Raw genomic sequence first — 17320 nt, forward strand, 5'->3', positions numbered from 1 at the left:
GTGGAGTTAAAGAGAGAAAATTTTGGGGATAAATGGCGAGTACGACCAGATGGCTATGACAAAGTAACAGGATCATTAAAATATTTAACAGACTATACCTTCCCTAACATGCTTTATGGGAAAGTACTCCGAAGTTCTTTTCCACATGCAAAAATACGATCAATTTCTACTTATGAAGCTGAACAATTAGATGGAGTAAAAGCAGTCATCACGTATAAAGATGTTCCAGGTATGAATCGTTTTGGACTTATTTTCCCCGATCAGCCTGTCTTTTGTGAGGATGTTGTCCGTTATGTAGGTGATGCAGTAGCAGCAGTAGCGGCAACTAGTGAGGAGATCGCGGAAAAAGCCCTTTCTCTAATTCATGTAGACTATGAACCACTTGAAGTCATGGATAGTCCGGAAAAATCGCTTAGTAGTTCAAGTATACCATTACACCCAGCAGGAAATATTCTTCATCGTGCCAGCTATAAGAGTAGTGAGCAAGTGTTAAAAGAGCTCCAAAATTGTCCTTATGTTGTGGAAGATACTTATGAAACTCCTAGACAAATGCATGGTTATATGGAAACAGAGGGGGGAGTAGTTGTTCCTGAAGAGGGTGGTAAAATAACGGTTTATGCAGCGACCCAACATGGTTTCAAAGACCGTATGCAGTTAGCCAGAATTCTATCAATTCCTGAAAGCCTCATACGTGTCATCTCAAGTCCCATTGGTGGTTCATTTGGCGGGAAAGATGAGTTGAATATTCAACCATACGCAGCTTTACTCGCAATAAAAACAAAGCAACCTGTGAAACTTCATAATAAACGGAGTGAATCAGTTAGAGCAGGTATTAAACGCCATCCAATGAAAATAAAAATGATCACAGGTGCAAATCAAGAGGGGAAATTAGTCGGCCACTATGTCAGAATTGTGGCAGATACTGGAGCTTATGCTACGCTTGGTCCAGCTGTTTTGGATTTCGCTGTCGAGCATGCTACAGGACCTTATATTTTTCCGCATGTTGATGTAGAAGGTGTTTCAGTTTTCACAAATAATGGTATAGCTGGGGAATACCGCGGATTTGGAGGAAACCAAGTAACTTTTGCTTTAGAATCCCAGATTGAAAGATTAGCAGAGCAAATGGAGATCGATTCGATCAAATTCCGTGAGATGAATCTTAGAGATGCGGATGATCTTGGTCCCTTAGGGCAACGTATCGTAAAAAACGATGGAGCAAAATCAGTTCTTTCTATGATAAAGAATTCATCAGTCTTAACTGATTCACCAAAGGAACATCCACATAAGATAACAGGTAAAGGCATAGCAATTACGATGCATGGCGGTGGTCTTGGATTTGGAAGGCCCGATCCGTCTGGTGCACGACTTTCCTTAACAAATGATGGGAAAATCGAAATTGCATTTGGATTCGAAGAATTTGGTCAAGGGTTAATAGCATCAATTGAAATCATGTTAATGGAGGCACTAAATTGCAGCAAAGAAGATATTAAAATCGTAATTGGGGATACGGATCTCGTTCCTTCATCAGGCTCTTCAACGGCTTCAAGATCAACAAATATGATTTGGAATGGAATTCAAAAATTAAAAGCACCTTTTATGGAAAAGGTGTTGGATTTAGTTGCCGACTATACGAATACAACAAGAGATCTTCTTTATTTAGGTGAAAAAGGCATATGGAGAAGAGGAAAACGAAATCAATTTGTCTTAAGTTATCGAGAGCTTGCAAATAATGCAAACCCTTCTCATGTTACGTTTCAAACACACTTTCATTTTCCGACAACACCTGATGCTGTTATTGGTGGACATTATTTATATAGCTTTGCAGCTGTTGCGGCAGAAGTTGAAATTGATCAATTAACAGGCAAAGTAAAGGTGACAAGAATGGATCATGCCGTTGCCGCTGGACCTGTAGTCAATCCACTTGGTTATTTGGGACAAATTGAAGGTGGAGCTGTCATGGGATTAGGATTTACTTTATTTGAAGATTCAGTGATGGAGAATGGGCGTTATCATACTGAAAATTTTGATTCCTACTTATTACCAACAATAAAAGATATTCCAACTGAAACAAACGTTATGGTAGATGAATCTTTAATGGAAGGAGATATTTTTGGTCCAAGAGGTGTCGGTGAAATTGGAACAGTAGCAATCGCACCTGCAATAACTGCAGCGATTCATCAAGCCTGTGGGATATGGGTAAAAAAACTTCCGCTTTCTTCAGAAGAAATATTGGATGCCCTTATGGATCTTTCTTCACCAGGTAATGAACAGGGGGTGTATTAAGTGATGGAGAGTGTTGAATATAGTAAAAAAACAAATGAAAAAGAAGTGGAATTAACATTTGATTTAAATGGTGAAACAACGAAATTAATTGTACCCGCTGTCTATCGGCTAGTCGATATTCTCAGGAAAGATCTACAATTAACAGGTACCAAAATTTCCTGTGAAATTGGACGTTGCGGAGCTTGTTCTGTTTTGCTAAATGGTCAGGTTGTAAATTCATGCTTAGTAATGGCCTACCAGCTGAAAAATTCGAAAGTGGAAACAATTGAATACATTTCAAAAAACAGTTTGCATCCTATTCAACAGGCTTTCTTGGAAGAAGGAGCTCTGCAATGCGGGTATTGTACCCCTGGAATGATCGTAGCACTAACAGATTTGCTAGGGTATAATGCTGATCCAACTGATGAAGAGGTATTGGAGCATTTATCAGGAAATCTATGTCGTTGTACAGGGTACACAGGTATTCTTCGCGCAGTCCGGCGTTATAAAACAATTTATACAAATAAAGGATAATAGAATCGATTAAAATTTTTGAAATGGAGAGTGATGACTTGTGATAACAATACATGAAGTGAATGAGCTTTCTAAAAAGGACTTCGTTTTAATGTTCACCTGGATATTTGATCCGAAAATTGTTGAGCAAGTTTCAGAATTACGTCCATTTCCTTCTTATCAATTTCTTCATCTAGCATTGAAAAAGTTAGTGAAAAAATCATCAATTGAACAGAAACTATCATTGTTACAATCGTCTCCTGATTTTATAGAATTGATTACCAATGGAAGCTCTCAAAAGGCAACTCTTAAGCAAGCAGGTCTTCAATCATTATCATCAAGAGAATATAAAAAATTTGTATCACTGAACAATAAATATGAAAAGAAATTTGGTTTTCCTTTTGTTATTTCGATTCGAGGACATAATAAAGAATCGGTTTATGATGCACTTAGAAAAAGAGTTAAGCAAAAAGAATATGAGGAAGTCTTAACCTCACTTGATGAATTATTTCGGATTTATTTTTATCGATTAAGAGAAACCATTCAAAATGAAGAAAGCTATCAATTGGATCAAAAGTTAATGTAAAAGAGTAGGATAGTAAATATTCCTAAGAAGCCGTTCAGTTCATTGAACGGTTTTTATAGTAGAAAGCAATTTTTATCAGGTATTTTTCTGTATCTATTTACAACTTGTTTAAATCTCTGTAAGCTATTGTTTGAATAGTAAGAGTTTTTTAAATTAGGTAAAGAGATATTGGAGGAATAAAAGTGATTAAAGCAATTTTCTTTGATTTAGATGATACGTTACTTTGGGATCAAAAAAGTGTAAAGGAAGCATTTGTTGCAACATGTGAAGTAGCAAAGCAACAATATGGAATTGATCCGGTGGAGCTAGAGGAAGCCGTTAGAAAAGAAGCTCGTGGGCTTTATTCCTCATATGAAACCTATTCATTCACTCAAATGATTGGAATTAATCCTTTTGAAGGTCTTTGGGGGAATTTCTTAGACGACGAAGAAAATTTCAAAAAAATGAAGGAAATTGTTCCAACCTATCGGAAAGATGCTTGGACAAGAGGTCTAAAAGCATGTGGAATTGATGATCCTGAATTTGGTCAAAAGTTAGCAGAGGAATTTCCTGCTCAAAGAAGAAAAAATCCATTTGTCTATGAGGAATCGTTCTCAGTATTAGATCAACTAAAAGAAAATTACCGATTATTGTTATTAACAAATGGTTCACCAGATTTGCAAAATACGAAATTAGAGATTACTCCTGAACTTGTGCCTTATTTTGAACAAATCATTATTTCTGGAGCATTTGGCAGAGGAAAACCAGATCCAACCATTTTTGAGCATGCATTAGAAAAGATGAACCTTTCCAAAGATGAAGCGATCATGGTAGGAGATAATTTGATGACAGATATCCTCGGAGCATCAAGGATTGGAATGAAATCAGTCTGGATTAATCGTCATGATAAAGAAAGAAATGAAGTAAAACCAGATTATGAAATTACTCATCTTGAAGAGCTTTATCCAATTCTTGACGAGTTAAATAAGTAATGAGATTGGCTAGCAGCTAGTTAGTAATGGATTTTTGTTTGTAACCAAACAGAGAATCCATCACCCCAAATCTAATTACTTGATTAAAACAATCTAATCCATTTATAGTAAGAAATGTAAACCAACATGTGCCGGCAAAGAGGGGGAAGGGTATTGTTATTATTCATTGGGGGAATTGCACTTATTTTATTGATAGGCTACCATTTAGTACAAAGATTAAAATGGAACAAAAATGTTCCCTGTGTTGATGTCCAACACCATGATCAGTCAAGTCAGATCGTTGATGTTCGGGATTATAATAATCTATCCGAAATGACCGTTTCGGGTGCAATAGTGATACCAATCCCATATTTAAAACGATATTATCATGAGATACCATCGAAGAAGGTCCATCTAATTGCAGGAAATCAGCTTGAAAAAAATATTGGTGTTCGGTTTTTACAAAAAAATGGATTTGATGTAACTGGTTATAGTCTAGCAGAGTGCACATGTTCGAATCATTCTAAGGACATAGTTTTATAAAGTGAAACTTCTATCAGCAGGGGGTTTATCCCCCACTGATAGTTCGTTGAACCAAACGGATCTTTATGCAGTTATCCCCCGTCTATCTACTTTGTAAATCAGAGGCTTGAGGTGAGGATCTTACTGCCTGTTCAGAGTGGCATAAAAATAATGTTTATGAGAGTGGGAGCTTCTAAAGCTTCCACTCTTTTGTATTTGATATCACTTTCCAACAGATAGCTTTTCATTTTTTAACATGGTATAGTATGGTTCGGAATAATCGAGTATAAGAAAAGCAATGTTGTGTGAGGAAAAAAACAAATGAAATCTACAAATCTTTATATAAAACTATGGCAAAAGTCATTACGTGCAGAAATAATGCAACTAAAAAAATATGGGAGTACGAAATATCCTTTAAAGAATGGACAGTTAATGTCAAGTGGAGATACTTTTACATATTATTTTGAATCAGTCATTTCTTTAAAGATACCAGTTGGTTCTACGATCAAAATAGAGTCTGGAAATTTAATTATAAATGGCAGAATTTTATCATCCGAAGGGAAAAGTGTCATTCTTTCCTTAGAAAAATCCTTAGGACATCGGCTTTTTGATTTATATTTGCTTCATGACCCTTGGGAGTTATTAGATCAGCTCCACGATCGGCTTGATGAGATGAGAGAAAGTAAGCGAAAGCGAGCAAGAGTAAAAAGGTTAATGAATCCTACAAATGAAGCCAAACATCCAAAAGATAAGATAAAATCACCTGTTCACGAACTTATGTTACGCAGTAAATATAATCCAGTGACATTTGTATGGGGTCCTCCAGGAACAGGTAAAACGTATACACTTAGTCGAGTGGCTGCCAATAAGTACAACAAAAAAAACTGCGTTTTAGTTTTATCACAAAGTAATCAAGCGGTTGATGTTCTGATGAAGGAAATATCCCGATTTATTCACAAAAAGGGTTTATTCAGAGAAGGTGATCTATTACGGTATGGATCACAATCCATACTAAATGCAGATGCCAACTTAACAACAAATGAACTGATTCAAAAGAGACATCCCGATTTAGCAAACCAAAGAGCTGAACTATATGAAGAAAGAAGATTAATGAAAGTAACCTTAGCTGAATCATACAGTCGAAGGGACTCAGAGCAGCTTCTTGAAATTGAACGTAAATTAACAAATATAACGGAAAAAATTCGCCAAAAGGAAATGGAACTTGTACATGATGCGGAAATAATAGGAACAACTTTATCAAAAGTCGCAAGTGACCCAACCATTTATGAAAAAGAATTTGATGTTGTCATGGTTGATGAAGCTAGTATGGCGTATATACCTCAAATTGCATTTGCTGCTTCGTTAGGTAAACGGATCATTGTTTGTGGAGATTTTAAGCAACTGCCACCGATTGCAGCAGCCAAACATCCTCTTGTTGATGAATGGTTAAGAGATGATATATTTCATAAAGCAGGAGTGGTTGATTGGTTGGAGGAAAACAATCCTAAGGCTATGCATCCCCATCTGTTTCTATTAAAAGAACAGCGTCGAATGCATCCTGATATTTCTTCTTTTACTAATAAATATGTGTACAATTCCCTTGTAGGCGACCATGAAGGTGTTAAAAAGTCTAGGCATGCAATTGTTGAGAGAAAGCCATTTGCAAATTGTGCATCAATTTTATTAGACAGTAGTTTTACGGGAATGCACTGTGTAAGTGAAAAATCATCTAATTCAAGATTTAATTTATGGCAATTACTTTTATCTTTTCAAGTGATTCATGAATCCTTTGTTGCTGGATCAAGATCCATTGGGTATGTAACACCTTATCGAGCTCAAGCTGCATTGATGGAGGCGTTATTAAATGAATTATATTCAGAAGAGTTGGTCGAAGCAGATATTATTTCTGCAACTGTTCATAGGTTTCAGGGAAGCGAGCGTGATGTAATGGTATTTGATACCGTTGACAGCTTTCCTCAAGAGCGTCCGGGCATGCTATTAATTGGAAAGGATAGTGAGCGGTTAATCAATGTCGCAATGACTAGGACAAGAGGGAAGTTTGTTCATCTTGCGGACCATCATTTTATCCGAACAAAAGTATACAGAGGGAAAACAATCCGCCAGCTTGTCGACCATCAAATAGCTAGGAACCAAAAGATTTCTCCACATCAGATTGGGACTTGGATTAAGCATCAGCATTCACGGGTTACATGGTTACACGCAAAAAAAATAGAATTTGTAAAGAAAGATATCCTTCAAGCACAAAAATCAATCATGATAGGAATCCCATCAAAGAAGGATCTCCCGATAGAATGGAAAAAAATATGTGACGAAAGAAAATCAACTGTTACTTTCACATTAGTAGCTAGTAATTCAGTATCAGGTGTTCAATATGATCAATTCATAAAAAGGAATGTTCCATTTCCATTTATTATCCTTGATCAGAAATATCTATGGTTAGGAATGCCATATGAACTTGCAGAACATGTAAATCCTCCTTATGTAGCAGTTCGCGTTTTCTCTGAGAAATTGATCGAGTACGTCTTTGATCAATTAATTGATTAGCATTCCTCTGCTATTATACAAAAAAGAATTGGCAAGCTTGACAGCGGTCAAATCTTTTTTTACTATTTAATTAGATAATATGAACATATATGCATATTCGAATATATAATAAAATGTAAGAGGTGAAGTCAATGGACGAATCAAAAAACAGAGAACAACAGGATCAAGATCAACTTGACGAGGAAACATTATTTATCGTTTCGCAAACATTTAAAGCTTTAGGGGATCCTACTAGAATTAGAATTCTCCACTTATTGTCACAAAAAGAACATTCAGTTAATGAAATAGCGGAGAAACTTTCTTTATTGCAATCGACTGTTTCACACCAACTAAGGTTTTTGAAAAACCTAAGGTTGGTCAAATATAGACGTGAAGGGACTACACTATTTTATTCTCCTGATGACAATCATGTGATGAATGTCCTGCAGCAAACCATTCACCATGCGCAACATCATTAATCCCTCATTGGAGTTGAGAGAAATGAATGAATACAAAGTAAAAGGATTAACCTGTGCGAATTGTACAAGAGAACTACAGGAAGAAATTAACAAACTCCCCTCTGGCCAAACAGCTTCATTAAGTTATAATACAGGTCGGCTTAAAGTGGATAGCTCTGTGGACTTAAATAGGGTGAAAAGGATTTTATCTTCAGACGGTGCTTATATTGAAGCAGAGGATCATCAACATGAACATCAGCATCATACTGGTGTAAATTGGATTGTTCTTTTATCCATCTCAGCATTTCTTTATATTACCGGGTTTATCACAGAGTATTTCTTTCATGAATATGTCGCAATCGGCATGTTTCTTGCTGCAACGGCATTAAGTGGCTATCAAACATTTATAAAGGGTCTGAAAAATTTAAGTAAATTAAAATTTAATATTGAAACATTAATGACGATCGCTTTAATTGGTGCATTGGGGATAGGTGAGTGGAAAGAAGGAGCATTAGTTGCGATTCTGTTTGGATTGAATGAGTATTTAGAAGGTTTAGGAATGCAGAAGGCGAGAAAATCTATGGAAAAGCTTCTTGAAATTGCTCCAAAAGAGGCAACAGTTCTAGCCGATGGAAAAGAGCGTATTGTTCCCATTACCTCGTTAGATGTAGACCAAATTGTACTTGTCAGGGCTGGAGAAAAAATCCCTTCTGATGGAATTGTGGTTGAAGGGAAAAGTTCTGTAAACGAAGCTGCGATCACAGGCGAGGCCATGCCTGTCGAAAAAGCAATAAACGAGCCAGTTTATGGAGGCAGCATAAATAATGAAGGAATCTTAAAGATAAAAATCACAAAAGCCTATGAGGATTCTTCACTTGCGAAAATCCTTCATCTTGTTGAGGAAGCACAGGAAACGAAGACACCAACGGAATTATTCATTAATAAATTTGCTAAATATTACACACCACTTATCATGATCATTGCAGCATTTGTCATGCTTATTCCTCCATTATTATTGAATGGTAGTTGGGGTGATTGGTTTTATCAAGGTTTAGCCGTGTTAATAGTTGGTTGTCCTTGTGCATTAGTCTTATCCTCGCCGATCGCAATTGTATCAGGGATTACGAAAAATGCTCGGAATGGAATTCTCATAAAAGGTGGAGTATTCCTAGAACAACTAGGGAAAATTACAACGATTGCTTTTGATAAAACAGGAACATTAACAAAGGGAGAACCATATGTAGAAGATTATATTGCATATGATCCTAATTTCCTGCAAATTGCTGCTTCCATTGAAAAAAACTCTTCACATCCGATAGCGAAAGCGATATTGAAAAAAGCAGAAGGGATATCGTATCTAGAAGTAGAAGAATTAACGACTGTAACAGGAAGCGGAATGGTAGCAATAATAGATGGAGTAACCTATTTTCTTGGTAATGAAGCACATATGCATGAGGCAGACTTTCAACAAGATGTGAAAAAACAAATCGGCTATTATAAAGAAAAAGGCATGACCATCGTTATATTGGCTACAAAAGAAGAGGTACTTGGCATTATGGGGATATCTGATGAGGTTAGAGAGGAAAGCGCTAATGTTATAGAAAATCTTCACGCTGTCGGAGTTCAACATACGGTTATGCTGACCGGTGATCATGAAGCAACTGCAAAAAAAGTTGCAGGCAAAGTAGGGGTAAAAGCTTATTTTGCAGGTTTACTGCCTGATCAAAAGGTAGAAAAAATAAAAGATCTGTCCAAACGTGAAAAAGTTGCGATGGTTGGAGATGGCATAAACGATGCTCCTGCACTTGCTACAGCTGATTTAGGAATTGCTATGGGGAAAGGAACAGACAGTGCCATTGAAACAGCTGATATTGTCTTAATGCAAAATCATCTTGGAAAATTGCCGAACGCGATTAAATCAGCAAAAAAAGTGAACAATATTATTAAACTAAATATTGCATTAGCCTTAGGATTAAAACTAATTGCTTTGCTCCTAACAATTCCAGGACTTTTAACACTTTGGATTGCAATTCTTTCTGATATGGGCGCAACAATTCTAGTCACCCTTATTAGCTTAACCGTTTTATATGATCAAAAATAATATGTAAAAAGGATTGGGTAACCTCTTTTCGTTACCCAATCTTTTTTGCATTTCTACAGGGAAACTCTTGTTTCAGCTGTTTCAAATCCGATTGAAGTTGTTAAGTCAACAACGTCTATAGAAATAATGGCATGATCATATTCAGATATATTTTTGATGCCATGATCTTGTAAAGAAAAATTCAATTCATTCGTTTCATGTGATGTTACTTCATACAATTCAAATGATTGCTTTTCATTTTGATGATCAATTAGCTCCAGGTTTAAGCGGTATGCGATATTCTCTCTTGATGGAACAGAAAAGCGTATTGTTTGGTTATTCCATTTGACTAACTTTGGTGATTCTAGTGTTCTGGATGAATCAATTGGTATTCCTGTTTCCTTTTCAATAAAGGCGTGCAGCTTCTTGTTCTCAAGAACATTAGGAATTTCCTGATTTTCATGCTGTGTACGTAAGTAGAAAATTTCATTCGAATAAATTTCATCTGAATCTAGTTGACTAGTAGCTCCGTATAAGAGAACATAGTCATCTGCAATAATTTCTTGAGGATATATCGCGTGATAACGCTCATCATAATTCCAAAAGGCATCCCATCTCATGTCTGAAACATCAATCCCTCTTATTCTTTGCCACTTAGAGAATGGAAAATGATGAGAAGGGAAATAATAATAGGCAAAATGATGTCCGTACTCATGTGATAACGTTTCGCGATACTCTAGAGGGTTTTCAAATTGATTTCCCTGATATAAAACAATTGTTTTTGTAAGAGAGTGATAACTTCCTTTTGTGTTTGAATTCGAATGTGTCCCACCTAAAATTTTTACTTCATTCAATTCCAATAATTCCCGGCCGTGTTTGTTTAATAATAGCTCTTCATACAACTCTTTCAATTTTTCTTCATCCCAAGAAGATGTGTAACTCTTAAAATAAATTCCTTCAGGGGATAAAAAAGAGGCAAAGGAGCGGCTATCGACATCTGCCGTTTCAAAGCTAACTAAAAGAGGGAATGATAATAGTAATATAATGAAAATTTGTTTAAAACGGTTCATTTATATCACATCCTTCAGCTAATTTTACCATGAATAGTAGATTTGGTAATTGGTATCATTTGCTTGCAAATAAAGAGAATATTGAAAAATAGTAGTGATGAGATTGATAGAATTTGTCGAGAATGAGAGAAAAGATCCTCAAGAAAATTTTTTAAGAATAAATTTTTAAAAAATAGTTTTCAAACAGAGGAATTTCATGTATGATATAAATAATCAGAAAATACTGAATTAAAAGAAAAAAATAAAAGGTGAGGTGCTTTAAATGAATTATTTCAACATTCCGTTAGAAAATCTTCTAGAAACAAATCCTTTTGTTCACTATTTACAGGTAGGGGATCTACAACACACATCAGAAAGTGAAATCATTTTAAAGCATTTACACGACTTACCAAATGATTTTATGGAAATGACCTTATTTGATATAGATGGATGTGGGTGTGTTTATACATTCTCACATATCACGGAACATATAGAAGGAAAAATGGCGATCCAAGCTGCAGTGTTTAAAAAATTATAAAATGAAACTTCCATCAGTGGAGGTATTACTGCCCGTTAATAGTGGGATAAAATGAAAAGGAGTGACTCCTCTATTGTCACTCCTTTTCGTTTATTTCGCTTCCTTGGGATTGTAATTCTTTTATTATTGACGACCTATCAAATTGCTCAATAAGCCTTATAAAAACCTCTGCTGTCATAATAGCATCATTTAATGCATGATGACGTTCGCGTTCAGGGATATCAAACCGTACAACGAGATCATCCAAATAATTGCGCATTCCTTGAAATTTTTCATTCGCAATAAGATGTGAATCTAGGAAACCTACTGAAAAATCGGGAAAATTCCATTGTTTCATATTGGTTTTCAAAAATTCAATATCAAAGGTGGCCGGATGGGCAACAAGGATACTTCCTTTACAATAATCCAGGAATTTAGACATTCCAACCGGAAACGGTTCTGCTTTGTTTAATATTTCTTCAGAAAGACCTGTAAGATCCTGGATTCCTTTTGGGATTCTGCCAATTGGCTTAATGATTGTATAAAAGGCCTCATCATATTGTATTTGAAAGTTCTTTACCTTTATTGCACCGATTGAAATGATTTCATCACCCATATTTGGGAAAAATCCGGTTGTTTCTAGATCAAAGATCGTAAACGTACAAGAAGAAAGGGATTGATTCATCAGTCCATGTTGGCTGTCTAGAAAGGCTTCAATTGATTGACTTGCAATATTATATGAAGGTAATTGGGCCATTTTTTTAATATGGTATTTTAGGTAATAATGATCCCAAAGAAAATACTTTATAACTTTAATATCATCTGGCAAGCTGACTACACCACCCGGTTTCGATTAAAGCTAATTTTTGTTACTTGCTGCATTCGATGGGCAACCTGTAACGCTTCTTTCAGCTTCATTCGGTCCTCTTTTGTTAGTTCATTAATGTGAATCTCGTTTGATACATCATGCTTGTTTTCTAATTCCTTAAGATTTTGTCTAAGTCTAAAATAATGCAAATAATGAAAGGCTGTTTTAGCATTTTCTACATCACGTGGGTGCATAGCTTGTAAGTTTTTTAAAGCATTAAGCCTTTTGATTGTACTTACTTCATTAACCCCATACTTAATTGCATTAATTCGCGTTGAGTATATGATCTGTGTAAGACCTGTTTTTTTGACATTTATTTTTTTGTTTTTTTGTTTCAGATTCATGATTCCAAAAGGGTGAGCGGAAATTTTAAAGCGAAGGGCATCTTTCATTAATAGCTGCTGCAATGTTTTGGAATGTTGAGCTTTTTCATTTAGGAACGCTCTTACTTCATCCGCTAAAGAGAAATCTCCATAGATAGGCCTGAAATCATAGAACATTGTAAAGTTTTGGATTTCCTGTGCATCAAGCTCATTCTTCCAAGTTTGAATATCTGTTTTCCATTGCGATACTGATTTTCTCCATTTTTCCTCTTTCGCCATAATTCCGCCCTTACATTCCGGAAACCCGAGCTTAAAGAGGGAATGATTTAATTTTTTTGTGAATGTAATAAAATATTCTTCAATCCATTTCCGGTTTGGTAAATGCTCATAATTGGCTAAAATCATTCCATTATCTTGATCAGTTCGAAATCCTTGCTCATTTCTTGCTTGACTACCCATAATAATAAAGCAGTAGTTAATAGGAGGTGTGCCATATCCCTGGACCTTCATCTCATTTTCAGTTAGCTTAATCATTTGTCGATGAAGATTATCATTATAGTTTGTTATCATTTCAGAGACTTCATAAGCATAGCTTTCTTTTTCAACAAGCTCTTGTACAAAGGCATGTAAGGTTGTATTCACTATAGGACCTTGCTTAACTAATGAATCTAGTGTTTTTGAATACTTTACATTATAGGTCAGGTCTAAATAGCTGGAATTCTCGAGGTTTAGAAATGATCGGGGTGACAAAACACCGATTACTTTTTGATTATTGAGAACAGGAATATATTCACTATTTTTATTTTTAATAAATGATAAAGCTTCAAATGCAAATGCATCTCCATCAACATATATAGGTGTTGAATTCATCCAATCGCTAACAACATTTGATGCTGGAGATGTTGATGCATATTTAATGATTTCATTGTACGTGATAATGCCCAACATTTTAGCTGAATCCTTGCTAACAATTAATCCAGAACTATTTTTCTCTTTTAGGATTTGTGCTGCATGACTCATCGTAATATGTGGCTGAACAAAGACCGGTTGATCCATAAGTGTTTTTACACGTGTTTTAAGTAGATGAACATTTTCTTCATCATCTTCTTGTGATGCTTTGTTTTTCATTTCATCATATAAAGATTTTGTTCTTTCCCCAATACTTCCCCAAATAACCTTTGAAAACTCATTGTTTCTTGTCATTATTTCAAAGAAATGCCGTTTATTTAACTTGAAAACGGAACAATTCTCAAGTGCTTGAACAGAAAAGTTTAGTTCACCACTTGTAAACATGACCATCAACCCAATGATGTCTCCAGGGTAATAATATCGGAGAGATAATTGTTTTCCATTAGTTTGATGAAGAATATTTTTCGCTAATCCAGATACAAGAAAATAAAGATCAATTTCTTCGGCAGCCTCATCTTCATGAAAAATAAATTCGTTTTTCGAAAAATATGTTTGGGAAGCTTTATCTGTCAATTCCTGAAGTTGGATATCCGTTAATAGTGAAAAAGGGTAGTAATCTTTCAAAAGATGCTTAAGTTCTGACATTGCCAAGTTAGACACCACCTATATAAATCTTGTATACTTTAACGGTAACATACATAAGGGCTTAAATGAAAGCAATGTGAGAGTATTCATACATGACAGTAAAGAAGGGAGCAGATTATGAAAAACAAGTTATTTCTACCAGTCTTCTGTTTCGTCCTCATCCTGTTAGCAGGCTGTGGTACAAAAGAGCAGGAAGGAACAGGGGAAAAGCCACTTCAAAAAGTTGAGGAAAATCCGATCGCAACGATTACGATGGAAAATAATGATGTAATAAAAGTTGAACTTTACCCGAATATTGCCCCAAACACGGTAAATAATTTTATTTCGTTAGCTAATTCCGGATTTTATGATGGACTGATTTTTCATAGAGTTATTCCGGGCTTTATGATACAGGGAGGAGATCCTGAAGGTACCGGGCTTGGTGGACCGGACTATAGTATAAAAGGTGAATTCTCTTCTAATGGCTTTGAAAATGAAGTAAAGCACGAGCGGGGGGTTATTTCTATGGCACGGGCTCAAGATCCGAATTCAGCTGGTTCACAGTTTTTCATTATGGTTGCTGATGCTACTCACCTAGATGGCGATTATGCAGCTTTTGGGAAAGTAACTGAAGGAATGGAAGCAGTTGATAAGATCGTAAGTGTTGAGACAGACGGACAGGACAAGCCAATAGAAGAACAGAAAATAAAAGAAATCACAGTTGAAACATTTGGAATTGAATATCCTGAACCGGAAAAAGTAGAATAATGGTTTAGGAAGTAAGGGTTGCTTTATCATTCGAGCAGTCCTTTTTGGATTTGAATAAACATAAGATTCCGAATAATTCCATTCGTATTGACCCATTCATCTCGTTAAGATAAGTTATAATAGGATAACAATGATCGGGGGCTTTATATGGAATTTATAAAAAAACTCGTTTTTGTTTTAATTGGACTTATCTTAACCTCATTGGGCATTAAAATTTTATCAGACCATCACCTAACATTTGGTGGAACAGCTGGTATATCAACAATTTTCTCATTTCTATCTCCATTCTCGTGGGGAACACTCTTTTTTATTGTGAATCTTCCTTTTTTCTTTATGTCCATTCGGGAGCTTGGAAAATGGTTTACGATTTCAAGCTTATTATCAATAACAGGCATTTCATTGCTTCGTGAATGGTTTGATCAAATAATACCTGTTTTTGAAACCAATATGGTTTTTGCTTCACTTATCTCAGGTCTTCTCATAGGAATTGGTGTGACCTTTGTATTAAACAACGGGTCTTCATTAGGCGGTATCCACATTTTAGGATTGTATATAGATAAAAAATTTGGGATTAATCGAGGGATTGTTTTATTTGTTTGTGACTCTATGATTATCTTATTTGCGCTAGCTTTAGTTGGCTGGGTAAGTGCTATATTCTCTATTATATGTATTTTTATAGCAAGTAATATTATTGGACGATATAAAAAATCGCCTATTAAAGTGATGAATCGCGATCAAGAGAACACGGTAAAAAGCCATGCATAAAGATTGGAAACATTTTAATCTAGTTTTTTTGTCTTTTCTCAACTAATCTAATAGAAAGAGAGTGAGGGAGACATATGAACTATCTTACAGTGAATCAGATTACAGAATCTCAAGCGTCAACTGAAGCAATAAAATATTTAAGAGAATTATGGTACGCGATAGTCGAAGGACATTTTTCGATTTCAAGTAATTTTAATATGTATAAATATCAAATGTTACACTTGCAAGCATGTGCTCCAAAAGATTGGAAACTTGAATGGAATGGTATTCACTTTACCTTGGAAAAAGACTTTCAACATCATGCTAAAGTAACCATCATGTTAAAACCAAATGGTACAGTTCAATATTATTTTTCTTAAAAACCTAGGAGCTTATTCTAGGTTTTTTTGTTGATGATTTTATAATAGTTCTTTGAAAAAAATTAAAGTTGATTGGAGTATAAATCAATTTTTCATAAAAACAAAGAGTGTAAAAGCAGCCTGACATAAAAAAATGAATAATTCGATTTCGTTAGTGGGATTTTAAATTTGGCTTTAAAAAATGACTATGAGGGGGTATTACCTTGCAAAGCCAAATGAATCAAGTAAACATCGGTGCTCATGAAATTATGGAATGTCATGAAGTATTAAGTTGTATGATCAATGGAATTAACCAATTCCAGCTCCTACAGCCGCATTGTCAGGATCAAAATTTGAAAAATATTCTTCAAAACCAGCTTTCATTTATGACAAACGAGTATACGACTTTTGTCAATGCATTACAGCAAAAAGCAAATCAAAGTCAACTTCAGTCTGTCCAAACAACTTTTAAAACAACGCCAATGTACGGTATAAAAATGAATAGTGTACCTGAAGCTCCTAATGCATCCGTTAATCAACTGAATGACCGCGATGTAGCTTCTTTAATGTTAGGCACTCACAAATCCGGGGCTGTAGTAAAAATGCATGCTTCATTAGAACTGACAGATTCCCAATTGAGAGAAATGATGATTCAAAGCGCTAAAAATTGTGCAGACCAAGCGTATGAAACATGGATGTATATGAATCAAAACGGATATTATCAAGTACCAACTTTTGACCAAGCTACAACAAATGCAATGATTAACAGCTACCAACCAAATGCACTTTATAGCAATCAACAACAAACATATTAAAACGGGGGAATAAATACATGCACACACAACAACATGCCATGCAGCAAATTAATGAATGCCGACAAATCGTTCAACAACTTATTCAGCAAACACAGCAAGGTACACAGCTATACAAGCAAATGCTGCAACAGGAACAACAAAATGTACAAATGCTGCAGCAATTAATGCAAAAAGAACAACAAGCTACACAAGTTATTCAACAGAGCCTGCAAGGACATAATCAAGCATTGCAGCAATGTCAGCAAATTTTAAATATTTGCAACCAAATGCAACAGGAAATCTCAGGCGGAGTATACATGGTAAATGAGCAATTACAACCGCACAGCCATGTTCAACAACAAATTCCTAACTATCGTCAATTCCAGCAGCAAAATAGACAATTCATCCAACAGTAATATATATAAGGGTTAGCGAATATTCGTTAGCCCT

17 protein-coding genes are annotated in these 17320 nt (G+C 35.4%); 14 read left to right on the forward strand and 3 right to left on the reverse strand.

Features of this window, described 5'->3' with window-relative positions:
- The 8 genes from pucD (at position 1) to AC4GZ8_RS01600 (ending at position 9936) form a co-directional block, all read left to right on the forward strand.
- A complete protein-coding gene (gene pucD / locus AC4GZ8_RS01565) occupies positions 1-2283 on the forward strand; it encodes a xanthine dehydrogenase subunit D (protein ID WP_491080042.1) in 2283 nt (760 codons plus the stop codon).
- A 3-nt stretch (positions 2284-2286) separates the two neighbouring features.
- A complete protein-coding gene (locus tag AC4GZ8_RS01570; protein WP_491080404.1) occupies positions 2287-2796 on the forward strand; it encodes a (2Fe-2S)-binding protein in 510 nt (169 codons plus the stop codon).
- 40 nt (positions 2797-2836) lie between these two features.
- Positions 2837-3361: a 2-oxo-4-hydroxy-4-carboxy-5-ureidoimidazoline decarboxylase gene (gene uraD, locus AC4GZ8_RS01575; RefSeq protein WP_491080043.1), complete on the forward strand. Its 525-nt coding sequence runs from the start codon at positions 2837-2839 to the stop codon at positions 3359-3361.
- 182 nt (positions 3362-3543) lie between these two features.
- On the forward strand, positions 3544-4332 hold the full coding sequence (locus tag AC4GZ8_RS01580; protein ID WP_491080044.1) for an HAD family hydrolase: 789 nt from the start codon (positions 3544-3546) through the stop codon (positions 4330-4332).
- Positions 4333-4485: 153 nt separating this feature from the next.
- Positions 4486-4854 carry a rhodanese-like domain-containing protein gene (locus tag AC4GZ8_RS01585; protein WP_491080045.1) on the forward strand — a complete coding sequence of 123 codons (369 nt, stop codon included), beginning with the start codon at positions 4486-4488 and terminating at the stop codon, positions 4852-4854.
- A 300-nt stretch (positions 4855-5154) separates the two neighbouring features.
- On the forward strand, positions 5155-7398 hold the full coding sequence (locus tag AC4GZ8_RS01590) for a DEAD/DEAH box helicase (RefSeq protein WP_491080046.1): 2244 nt from the start codon (positions 5155-5157) through the stop codon (positions 7396-7398).
- Positions 7399-7529: 131 nt separating this feature from the next.
- The gene (locus AC4GZ8_RS01595) at positions 7530-7856 is read left to right on the forward strand and encodes an ArsR/SmtB family transcription factor (protein WP_491080047.1); all 327 of its coding nucleotides are present in this window, start codon (positions 7530-7532) and stop codon (positions 7854-7856) included.
- A gap of 22 nt (positions 7857-7878) precedes the next feature.
- Positions 7879-9936, forward strand: a complete 2058-nt coding sequence (locus AC4GZ8_RS01600) for a heavy metal translocating P-type ATPase (RefSeq protein ID WP_491080048.1) — start codon at positions 7879-7881, stop codon at positions 9934-9936.
- Positions 9937-9989: 53 nt separating this feature from the next.
- Here the strand turns inward: AC4GZ8_RS01600 and AC4GZ8_RS01605 are convergent, their stop codons facing one another.
- Positions 9990-10985, reverse strand: a complete 996-nt coding sequence (locus AC4GZ8_RS01605) for a hypothetical protein (RefSeq protein WP_491080049.1) — start codon at positions 10983-10985, stop codon at positions 9990-9992.
- Between the two features lie 262 nt (positions 10986-11247).
- Between AC4GZ8_RS01605 and AC4GZ8_RS01610 the strand changes: the two genes are divergently transcribed.
- Positions 11248-11502: a hypothetical protein gene (locus AC4GZ8_RS01610; RefSeq protein WP_491080050.1), complete on the forward strand. Its 255-nt coding sequence runs from the start codon at positions 11248-11250 to the stop codon at positions 11500-11502.
- A 76-nt stretch (positions 11503-11578) separates the two neighbouring features.
- On the opposite strand, the gene AC4GZ8_RS01615 is transcribed toward AC4GZ8_RS01610, so the two are convergent.
- Both AC4GZ8_RS01615 and AC4GZ8_RS01620 read right to left on the reverse strand, forming a co-directional pair.
- Complete coding sequence (locus tag AC4GZ8_RS01615) at positions 11579-12310, reverse strand: 3'-5' exonuclease (RefSeq protein WP_491080051.1); 732 nt, start codon at positions 12308-12310, stop codon at positions 11579-11581.
- A gap of 5 nt (positions 12311-12315) precedes the next feature.
- Positions 12316-14226: a DUF294 nucleotidyltransferase-like domain-containing protein gene (locus AC4GZ8_RS01620; RefSeq protein ID WP_491080405.1), complete on the reverse strand. Its 1911-nt coding sequence runs from the start codon at positions 14224-14226 to the stop codon at positions 12316-12318.
- 117 nt (positions 14227-14343) lie between these two features.
- Here AC4GZ8_RS01620 and AC4GZ8_RS01625 point away from each other — a divergent pair, with 117 nt between their 5' ends.
- The 5 genes from AC4GZ8_RS01625 (at position 14344) to AC4GZ8_RS01645 (ending at position 17286) form a co-directional block, all read left to right on the forward strand.
- The gene (locus tag AC4GZ8_RS01625) at positions 14344-14973 is read left to right on the forward strand and encodes a peptidylprolyl isomerase (protein ID WP_491080052.1); all 630 of its coding nucleotides are present in this window, start codon (positions 14344-14346) and stop codon (positions 14971-14973) included.
- Between the two features lie 147 nt (positions 14974-15120).
- Complete coding sequence (locus AC4GZ8_RS01630; protein WP_491080053.1) at positions 15121-15738, forward strand: YitT family protein; 618 nt, start codon at positions 15121-15123, stop codon at positions 15736-15738.
- Positions 15739-15812: 74 nt separating this feature from the next.
- Positions 15813-16097: a hypothetical protein gene (locus tag AC4GZ8_RS01635; RefSeq protein ID WP_491080054.1), complete on the forward strand. Its 285-nt coding sequence runs from the start codon at positions 15813-15815 to the stop codon at positions 16095-16097.
- 203 nt (positions 16098-16300) lie between these two features.
- Positions 16301-16891, forward strand: coding sequence for a spore coat protein (locus AC4GZ8_RS01640; protein WP_491080055.1), 591 nt, complete (start codon positions 16301-16303; stop codon positions 16889-16891).
- 17 nt (positions 16892-16908) lie between these two features.
- Entirely contained in the window at positions 16909-17286 is a 378-nt protein-coding gene (locus AC4GZ8_RS01645; protein ID WP_491080056.1) for a hypothetical protein, read from the forward strand.
- Positions 17287-17320: the final 34 nt, after the last annotated feature.

The organism is Metabacillus sp. RB-C-LZQ-3-1, from assembly GCF_058315175.1.